The following is a 9227-nucleotide window of genomic DNA, read 5'->3' on the forward strand; positions in this document are numbered from 1 at the left end:
GACCAGTGAGAGGGACATCGTGGGGGTTCAGGTGCGTGGGCGGCGTGCCCGGTGGATCACGTTCGGGGTGATCGCGTTCGGGGCACTGTTCCTGGTCGTCGGGTTGATCCTGGCGGGGGTGTCGGTGTCGTTCCTGGTGGATGCGGAGCGTGCCCGGGGCACGGTGGTGGCGCTGGAGTGGCGGAACGACCACAGCTCCTCATCCCGCAAGAAGCGATCGAACGACAAGCCCTCGGCCTACCCGGTGGTCGAGTTCACGTCGGCGGACGGCGTGCAGAGGACGTTCCGGAGTTCGACGGGTTCCAATCCACCGTCGTACGAGGAGGGCGAGCGGGTCGAGGTGCTGTACCGCGCCGACTCCCCCGAGGACGCGCGGCTCAACGGGTTCGCCTCGCTGTGGCTGCTGCCGCTGATCTTCGGTGGGATCGGGCTGGTGATCGTGGGGATCGGGACGGCCGTCGCACTGGTGAGGCGGGGGCGTTCCCAGCCGGTGGGTTCCGGACTGGTGCCGTGAGTGTTCCGGGCTGTTCCCACAGCCCGGAACACTCACGGCACCGGAGCAGGAGCGGGCCTACCTGGTGAGTTCGGCCGGTTCGTCCAGCCGCGTCAGCTTCCGCGGGTTCACCACCGCGTGGATCCGGGTGATCCGCCCGTTCTCCACCACGAGGCTCACTGCGGCCACTCGGCCGTCGGTTTCGATGCGGGCCGCGGGCGCGCCGTTGAGCCACACGGGCGTCGTCTCGGACTCGCTCACCGCGCTGCTCGCGCGCGCGAGCAGCTTCGCCACCGCCTCGGCCCCGTGGATCGGAGCCAGAGCGGCGGCCACCACCCCGCCACCGTCGGTGATCAGGACCACGTCCGGCGCCATGACCTCCAGCAGCTCCTGCAACTGCCCGGTGTGCAACGCGGCCAGGAACCGCTCCACCACAATCTGCTGCTCCGACCGGCTCACCCGCACCCGCGGCTGCCGGGCCGCCACGTGCTCGCGGGCCCGCCGCCCGATCTGCCGCACCGCCGCCGCGGACTTCCCGACGGCCTCGGCGATCTCGCCGTACGGCATCTCGAAGACCTCACGGAGCACGAACACCGCCCGCTCCGCCGGCCCGAGCGTCTCGAGAACGGTCAGCATCGCGATCGAGACGCTCTCCGCGAGTTCGACGTCCTCGGCGACATCGGGGCTGGTCAGCAGCGGTTCCGGCAGCCACTCGCCGACGTACTCCTCGCGGCTGCGCGACAGCGTCCGCAGGCGGTTGAGCGCCTGCCGGGTGACGACCCGGACGAGGTACGCCCGCGGGTCGCGCACCTGCGCGGGGTCTACGTCGGCCCACCGCAGCCAGGACTCCTGCAGCACGTCCTCCGCGTCGGCCGCCGAACCGAGCATCTCGTAGGCGACCGTGAACAGCAGGCCGCGATGGGCGACGAACGAGTCCTCGGTGGTCATATCGCCGTCGACACCACGCCGGACTTCTCGGGGCGCGCGGCGACCAGCGGGATCTCGCACGCGTCGGAGAAGCCCTGCGAGGTGATCCCGTGCGCCGAGTTGTTCCTGGTCGCCATGTTGGCGAAGCCGATGGACGCGGTGAGTTCGACCATCGCGGCCGGGCCGAGCCGGTCGAGCAGGCCCGCGTACAGCTCGTCGTCGACAGTCGGCGGCGTGTTCGTCATGGCCTCGGCGTACTCCAGCACGTCCCGCTCCAGCGGCGTGAACACCTCCGACTCCCGCCAGCGCGGCACCTGGCTCGCCTTGGTCAGGTCCAGGTCCTTGTGCAGCGCCTGGAAGTAGTTGATGTCGAGGCACCAACTGCAGCCGACCTGCGCCGCGACCGCCATGTGCGCGAACGTCTTGAGCCCCTCGTCGGCCATGTCCCACTCGCTCAGCCTGCGCCCGATCTCCGTGGAGTCCCGGGCGACCTTGGGGTTGTGCGCCGTCACCTCGAAGGGCTCGGGCACGGCACCGAACTGCTTGATCATGTCGTCGCCGAGTTCGACGGGAAGCTCGGCCTTCGGAATGCGTAGCGCCACGGTGTTCTCCTCATGGGGATGTCCGTCTGCCTGTTCGGCATGAAGACACCGCCGGGTCCGCGCATGTGACATCCGCCGCGGGCACTGGTCAGCCGCACCTCAGCCATCTGACGTATCGACCGGCGCCCCAGCGATCCCTACGCTCCAATAGCCGCCGTCGGAACTGGAGGACCGCCCGTGCATCCTGCCCGTGCTCGTCTGCTGATCTGGACAGTTCTGGTGGCGCTGGTCATGGCGGTGATGCCAGGGGCCGCGACCGCCGCCACCACCGGCGGCGGAGGCGGTGGCGCCAGAGTCGTCGCGGAGGAGAAGGTCGGCCCCCGTCTGCTCGACCTGACGGTCTCCTCCCCCGCATTGGGCCGTACGGCCAAGGTGCGGCTGCTGACTCCGGACGGCTGGAACAAGCACCGGAAGGACCGCCGTTGGCCGGTGCTGTACCTGCTGCACGGGTGCTGCGACTCCTACGACAGCTGGACGCGCGAGACCGACGTCGCGAAGCTCGCGCAGTTGCGGGACGTGCTGGTCGTCATGCCGGAAGGCGGTCCGGTCGGCTGGTACAGCGACTGGTGGAACCACGGCAAGGGCGGCCCGCCGGCCTGGGAGACCTTCCACCTGGGCGAGCTGCGGCCGCTGCTGGAGGACGACTACGGCGCCGGGACCCGGCGGGTCGTCGCCGGGCTGTCGATGGGCGGCCTCGGTTCGCTGCTCTACGCCGCACACCGTCCCGGCATGTTCCGCGCGGCGGCGAGCTACAGCGGCGTGGTGCATCCCCTGCACGGCGACTTCCCGGCCGGCCTGCTGGACCTGCTGAAGGAGTACGGCGAGGATCCCCTGGCCATGTGGGGCGACCCGGTGGCGCAGCGTGCCGTGTGGGAGGCGCACGACCCGTACTACCTCGCGGGCCGGCTGCGCTCGCTCCCGGTCTTCCTGTCGAGCGGCGACGGCACCGCGGGCCCCTTCGACCCGCCCGGCACCTACGACGACCTGGAGGCGGTGCTGAACGAGATGAACCACGCTGTCGCCGACCGCCTGAAGGCCGCCGGAGCCCACGTCACCACCGACTTCTACGGCCCCGGCACCCACGACTGGCCTTACTGGCAACGCGAGTTGCACCGCTCCCTACCGATGCTGCTGCGCGCCCTGAACCGCTAGGGCCTGTCCGGCGGATCAGGCCGGCCGCAGCGAACGGTGCCTGTCAGGCGACCCGAGCGGGGTCTGGTGCGTGCAGCTGCAAGGCGGAGGGAGGAGGGCGGCGACGCGATGGGGCCCCGAGGTAGTTCGAGCGCGAGGGAGTCGGCAACCGACGACAACGCGGCAGATGCGCGTGCCAGACCCCGCGACGCCGGCATGATCCGCCGAACAGCACACCTAGGGCCGTCGCGCGACGAAGACGAACTCCCTCCCCGGCCGGTCGGGAGCGTCCCGGACGTCGTCCACGACAAACCCCTGCGCCGCCAACTCCGCCTCGGTCTCCGCCCGTTCGCGGAAACGCAACGTGGAGTCCGAGGTCAGGACCTCGCCGTCCGCGGTGAAAACGTAGGTCCAGCGGAAGGTCACCAACGGCCCGCTCACCTCGGTCAGTTGGACCCAGGTCTCGACCGCGCCGACGCCGGGGATCTCCGTCACGCCGTACGACGCCTCCCGGTTCCACTCCTCCCAGGCGCGCCCGGCCGGATCGCGGGTCTCGAAGACCAGGCGCCCGCCGGGCCGCAGCGCCGCGTGGGCCGCCCGCAGGGTCTCCCGCCAGGCCTCCGGGTCGACGATCTGCTGGGCGACGTTCGCCGTCATCGTCACGAGGTCGACCTGGAGCGGCGGGAGGACGGTCGCATCGCCGTGGACCCAGCGCACCCGCTCGCCGCCGGGCTTGCCCCGGGCCACGTCGAGGGACGCCCGGGCGGGATCGACGCCGACGACCTCGATCCCCCGGTCGGCCAGCCGGAGCGCGAACACCCCCGTCCCGCAGCCGATGTCCAGCACCCGGCGCGCTCCGAACTCCGCCACGAGACGGACGTACGCGTCGAGGTCGCCGCGATCGGGGTCGAGGGGGTCGTAGATCGCGGCGAGCCGCGGGTGCGCGAAGCAGTCGTCGGTGGTCATCGGCGGACGTGTCCTTCCTGGAGGGACCTGGACGGAGCCATGTGCCTCTGCCTCAGTCTCAGCCGTACGTCCGCCCTTGGATCCACCCTTCCAGCACCGCGAAGTCGGCGTCCGTGAGCCCGTACCGGTGGTCGACGCGGTGCAGCAGCGCCCGCCCGGGGTGCTGAGCCGCCACCCAGGTCCGGTCGACGTCGGTGATCTCGTCGTCGACCCAGACGAAGGGCCGCCCGGCGGCCCGGGCGACGAGGGGCCGGGTCTTCCAGTGCAGCCCGGCCGACCCGCCGGCGGCGTCGTCCTCGTCCTCGTCCTCGTCCGGCCAGTCCACGCGGGGCAGTGGGGGCAGCCCGAGCCAGGGCGCCAGGCACGTGTTCGCGTCGTCCATCCAGGTCGTGGCCCACACCAGCTCGCACCCCAGCGCGGTCAGCCGTGCGCCCAGGGCCGGATCGACGCGGGTCAGCAGCGGATGGCCGACGGCGGCCTCGGGCAGCGCGAAGCGGGTCTCGTACACCGGGTACGGCCGGGCCGCCCCGAACGGCAGGAGCGTCCCGTCGACGTCGAGGAAGAGAAGCATCAGGGATCAGGATGGCCCAGGATGCCCGCGCTCAGCCCTCGAACCCGCCCTCCGCGAGGATCGCGTCGACCCGTGCCCGGTGTGCCGACTCCCACGCGTCCAGGGTCTCGGTGGCCTCCTTGGCCAGCGTGGCGCGGGCCGCGGTGAGGATCTCCTCGCGGCGGGCGGCGGGGACGGCGACGACGCCTTCCTCGTCGGCCACCACGACATCGCCGGCGTCGACCCGCACCCCGCCGCAGCGCACCCGACCGCCGAGCGGCCCTACGGCCTTCTTGGCGCCCGGGATCGGGATGACGCCCCGGGCGAACACCGGGAAGCCGACCTCCCGCACCTCGGCGAGATCGCGGATGACCCCGTCGAGGACGAACGCGGCGATCCCCCGGCGCTGGGCGACCGCGCAGACGTTGCCGCCGGCCAGCGCGTAGTCGAGGTCGCCCGACTCCACGACGATCACCGAGCCGGGCTCCGCCCGGTGGATCGCCGCGTGCAGCATGAGGTTGTCGCCGGGAGGGCACCGTACGGTGAACGCCGGCCCGGCGACCCGCGGCACCGGCCCCCACAGCGGCCTGATCCCGATGTCCATGACCCGTTCGCGGCCCAGCAGATCGGCCAGGGTGGTCGTGGGGATGTCCAGAAAGGGGCTGTCCAGAAACTCGGTGGTCTCGATCATGCCGACGAAGCTACCGTGCGTGCCATGACTGCCGGGTCGGCCTTGTGCCGTGAGCGAGTTGGGTGCCCGGCCTCTGAGTGAGGCCAGGGCGGGCCAGAAGCCCGCCCCTTTCTCTCCGCCTTCGCCTCCATGAAGACCAGCGAGAGAGAGAAGAGAGAGTGCCCAACCCCATCCACCAGTTCAACCAACAGATCATCGACGAGTTCCGGGCGAACCACGGCAAGGTCGGCGGCCCCTTCGAAGGCGGCCGCCTGATCCTCCTGACCACCACCGGCGCCCGCACCGGCACCCCGCACACCACCCCCGTCGGCTACCTCAACGACGGCGGCGACCGCATCCTCGTCATCGCCTCGGCAGGCGGCTCGCCCCGGCACCCGGACTGGTACCGGAATCTCGCCGCACATCCCCAAGTCACCGTGGAGAGCGGGGCGTTCACCTATGAGGCCGAAGCCGTCGTCCTGCGCGGCGAGGAACGGGACCGGGCCTTCGCACGGGCGGTCGAGACGGACCCCGGCTGGGCGGCGTACCAGGAGAAGACGGACCGGATCATCCCGGTGGTCGCCCTGCACGAGATCGCCCGGCCGGGCCCGCCGAACGTCAACGCCTCCTCGCCGGGCGAGGGCCTCAAGGTCATCCACGACGCGTTCCGTCGCGAACTCGCCCTGATCCGCAAGGAGATGGCCACCTTCGAGAAGGGCTCCACCACCCTCGGTGCCCAACTCCGCGTCAACTGCCTGACCTTCTGCCAGGGCCTGCACAACCACCACACCGGCGAGGACATGGGCATCTTCCCGTTCCTGGCCGACCGACACCCGGAGTCGGCCCCGGCCATCGACCGGCTGCGCACCGAGCACGAGCGAATCGCGGCGTTGGTCGAGGAGTTGCGCAGCGCGCTCTCCGGCACGGACCCCGCCTCGGTACGCACGGAGGTCGACCGCCTGACAGCGGAACTCGAAGCCCATCTGACGTACGAGGAAGAGCAGTTGATCCCCCTCCTCGGCGGCGCCTGACCGACCCCGACGGGCGGCCGTGGCACTAGAACGGCAACGGCCGCCCGTGCACCACCTCCAGCCGTGACACCGCCCGGGTCAGTACGACGTACAGCCGGTGCAGCCCGCGTTCCTCGGCCTCCGCGATCGCGGCCGGTTCCACGGCGACGACATGGTCGTACTCGAGCCCTTTGACGACACTCGCCGGTACGACGGCCACGCGCGCCCCCAGCTCCTGCGGACCGGCCGCCGAGATCCCGGCCGCGTCGAGGGCCTCCCGCACACGGGGCACGTCCGCATCGGCCGCGACGACCCCGACGGAACCTTCGTGCTCCAACGCGTCCCGTACGGCGCCCACGACCGCGGCCGACAGATCATCCACCGCCTCCCGGATCCTCAACTCCCCGTCCCCGCGCAGGGAATGACCCGCCGGGACGTCCACGTCCAGCCGTTCCAGCAGCCGGTTGGCGAGCGCGACGACGGCCCGCGGCACGCGGAACCCGATGGTCAGCGGTACGACGGTCGCGTCCGGCTTCCCCAGGTGGCTCAGGGAGGTCTCCCACGACCGGGCGGCCCAGGGCGTGGTCCCCTGCGCCAGGTCGCCGAGGACGGTGAGCGACCCGAACCGGGCCCGGCGGGCGATCGCCCGGCACTCCATCGGGGACAGGTCCTGCGCCTCGTCGACGACGAGATGGCCGTAGCCCTCGGGATGTTCGACGAGCCCGGCGACCTCGTCGAGAAGCACGAGATCGGCGGCCGACCAGCGCGCCGACTTCCACGACCGCGGCGGCCGGGCCCACAGCACCGCCCGCTGCTCGTCGTCGTCCAGCAGCCCGTCGGCGGCGACCGCCAACACCTCCTGGTCGGTGAGGAGTTCGGCCACGACCTCCTCGGGTCGCACTCGCGGCCACACGGCGTCGAGATACGCCCCGATCACCCGCGACCGCGAAACCTTCTGCACCCACGCGTTGCTCTGCGGCCCGGCTCTCCGCTCGGCCTGCATCTGCAGGTTCCGCACCACCCGACTGCGCACCCGCTCCCGCCCGACGCCGTACGGCGGTTCCTCGGCCCGTACGTCCGCCACGATCCGCGCGAGCTCGCCGACGCGCACCCTCCAGCGGTACGAACCGTCCGCAATCTCAAGGGAGTTGGGAGGGTCGGCCGACACGCGCGCGTACAGCGCCCGCCGCAGCACCTCCGCCATCCGGGCATCGTGCTTGAGCACGGCGCCGCGCTCCCCGTCCGTCCCCGTGACCGGATGCCGGGCGATCTCCTCCGCGAGGGTCGACTGCCGCACACCACTCTCACCGAGCGCCGGCAGCACCTCCGCGATGTAGGAGAGGAAGGTGCGGTTGGGCCCGAGGATCAGCAGTCCGCCGCGCCGGATGCGCTGCGGGTGGGTGTAGAGGAGATAGGCGGCCCGGTGCAGCCCGACGGCGGTCTTGCCGGTGCCCGGGGCCCCCTGCACACAGACGGAAACGGCGAGGTCGCCCCGTACGAGATCATCCTGCTCGGGCTGGATGGTCGCGGCGATGTCCCGCATGGGCCCGACGCGGGGCCGTTCGATCTCACGGGTGACGATGTCGCTGACCTGCGCAATCCCGCCGTCCTGGCTGTCCTGGCCGCCCTGCGGAATCCTTCCGTCCTGGAGGTACTCGTCCTCCAGCCCGGTGAGGTCGGCAGAGTCCCCCTTGCTCCCCGGCGCCCACCCGAACCGCCGCCGCACGGCGACGCCCTGCGGGTCACTGGCGATCGCCTGATAGAAGGCCCTGGAGACGGGCGCGCGCCAGTCGACGACGAGGGGCGGGGCAGCGGGATGCTCACTGATCCGCAGCCGCCCGAGGTGGTACCGCTGCCCGGCATGTTCACCTTCCGCGAAGCCCAACTTGCCGAAGAACAACGGCCCTTCGGGCAGTTCCCGGAACTCCTTGGCCTTGGTTCGAAGCTGATAGCCCAGCACTTCGGCATCGGCACCGGAGGCGGAGACGTCCTCACCGACGACGACCTGCTCCTGGGCGCCGTCGACCATGGCGGCGAGGGCGGCGCGGCAGCGGTCGTGGTGGGCGCGGTCACGGTGGAGCGCTTCCTGGAGCGATTCCTGCCGGGCAGAGTCGGGCGAGGTCATTCCACCGAGAGTACCGGAATAACGTAACCGAGTTAAATTCTTTACTCAGTCGCACGGCTAGGCAAGATGCGGCAACCCACGCACCAGCAGCCCGAACGCCCTCTCCGCCGCCGCCACCGCATCAGCCCGCACATCCGCCACCCGCTCCCCGTCCGCGATCCGCCGCCAGTTCTCCATCGCGAGAATCCGCCGTACGGCGATGAGCTGCCCGGCGGCCAGCCGTGCGTCCAGGTCACCGCCGAGCGCCTCGGCGAGCGCGGATTCCTGCCGTTCGAGGTGCGCGTACGTCCGGGCGACCAGGGCGGGAGTGCCGTAGAGCAGCGAGTGGAAGGCGAGCACGGCGGGGTGGTCGTTCAGCCCGGTGACGGGGTCGTTCTGCTCCAGCCCGTCGAGGAAGTGCCGCCTCAGGGCTGCGAGGGGCGAGACCTTCGCCTGGGCCACGACCCGCGCCGCCTCGTCCTCGTGATCGGCGATCCGGTACAGCACGAGGTCCTCCTTGGCCGGGAAGTACCGGAAGAGGGTCGGCTTCGAGATCTCCGCGGCGGCGGCGACCTCGGCGACGGAGACGGCGTCGAAGCCCTTCTCCAGGAAGAGCCGGATGGCGATCCCTGACACCGTCTCGTACATCCGCTGCTTCTTGCGCTCACGCAGGCCGATCTCGTCCATGGCGGTGAGCCTACGGCCGCCGCTTGACCTCAACCGCTGTTGAGGTCGAAGACTGCATGCACGCGCATCATTTTCGACAGGTGGGGG

At 71.3% G+C, this 9227-nt stretch carries 10 protein-coding genes; 3 read left to right on the top strand and 7 right to left on the bottom strand.

What is annotated here, in order from left to right; translation table 11 throughout:
* Positions 1-19: 19 nt before the first annotated feature.
* Positions 20-514: a DUF3592 domain-containing protein gene (locus tag IG08_RS0103260; RefSeq protein WP_052424463.1), complete on the top strand. Its 495-nt coding sequence runs from the start codon at positions 20-22 to the stop codon at positions 512-514.
* A gap of 57 nt (positions 515-571) precedes the next feature.
* Here IG08_RS0103260 and IG08_RS0103265 read toward each other — a convergent pair whose 3' ends face one another.
* Entirely contained in the window at positions 572-1441 is an 870-nt protein-coding gene (locus tag IG08_RS0103265) for an RNA polymerase sigma-70 factor (RefSeq protein WP_030595989.1), read from the bottom strand.
* The gene (locus tag IG08_RS0103270; protein WP_030595998.1) at positions 1438-2022 is read right to left on the bottom strand and encodes a carboxymuconolactone decarboxylase family protein; all 585 of its coding nucleotides are present in this window, start codon (positions 2020-2022) and stop codon (positions 1438-1440) included. The genes IG08_RS0103265 and IG08_RS0103270 overlap by 4 nt, the downstream gene beginning before the upstream one ends.
* A gap of 231 nt (positions 2023-2253) precedes the next feature.
* Here IG08_RS0103270 and IG08_RS0103275 point away from each other — a divergent pair, with 231 nt between their 5' ends.
* The gene (locus IG08_RS0103275; protein ID WP_078655434.1) at positions 2254-3174 is read left to right on the top strand and encodes an alpha/beta hydrolase; all 921 of its coding nucleotides are present in this window, start codon (positions 2254-2256) and stop codon (positions 3172-3174) included.
* Positions 3175-3390: 216 nt separating this feature from the next.
* On the opposite strand, the gene IG08_RS0103280 is transcribed toward IG08_RS0103275, so the two are convergent.
* Genes IG08_RS0103280 through IG08_RS0103290 form a run of 3 tightly spaced genes read right to left on the bottom strand, consistent with a single transcriptional unit; the run spans position 3391 to position 5360 of the window.
* On the bottom strand, positions 3391-4119 hold the full coding sequence (locus IG08_RS0103280; protein WP_030596004.1) for a class I SAM-dependent methyltransferase: 729 nt from the start codon (positions 4117-4119) through the stop codon (positions 3391-3393).
* Between the two features lie 58 nt (positions 4120-4177).
* Positions 4178-4690, bottom strand: coding sequence for an HAD domain-containing protein (locus IG08_RS0103285; protein ID WP_030596006.1), 513 nt, complete (start codon positions 4688-4690; stop codon positions 4178-4180).
* Between the two features lie 31 nt (positions 4691-4721).
* On the bottom strand, positions 4722-5360 hold the full coding sequence (locus IG08_RS0103290) for an RraA family protein (protein ID WP_030596008.1): 639 nt from the start codon (positions 5358-5360) through the stop codon (positions 4722-4724).
* A 158-nt stretch (positions 5361-5518) separates the two neighbouring features.
* Here IG08_RS0103290 and IG08_RS0103295 point away from each other — a divergent pair, with 158 nt between their 5' ends.
* Positions 5519-6370: a nitroreductase/quinone reductase family protein gene (locus IG08_RS0103295; RefSeq protein ID WP_030596011.1), complete on the top strand. Its 852-nt coding sequence runs from the start codon at positions 5519-5521 to the stop codon at positions 6368-6370.
* A gap of 25 nt (positions 6371-6395) precedes the next feature.
* Here the strand turns inward: IG08_RS0103295 and IG08_RS0103300 are convergent, their stop codons facing one another.
* Both IG08_RS0103300 and IG08_RS0103305 read right to left on the bottom strand, forming a co-directional pair.
* Positions 6396-8474, bottom strand: coding sequence for a HelD family protein (locus IG08_RS0103300; RefSeq protein ID WP_030596013.1), 2079 nt, complete (start codon positions 8472-8474; stop codon positions 6396-6398).
* 57 nt (positions 8475-8531) lie between these two features.
* Complete coding sequence (locus tag IG08_RS0103305; RefSeq protein WP_030596017.1) at positions 8532-9140, bottom strand: TetR family transcriptional regulator; 609 nt, start codon at positions 9138-9140, stop codon at positions 8532-8534.
* Between the last annotated feature and the right edge of the window lie 87 nt (positions 9141-9227).

The organism is Streptomyces fulvoviolaceus (assembly GCF_000718165.1).
GTDB lineage: Bacteria > Actinomycetota > Actinomycetes > Streptomycetales > Streptomycetaceae > Streptomyces > Streptomyces fulvoviolaceus.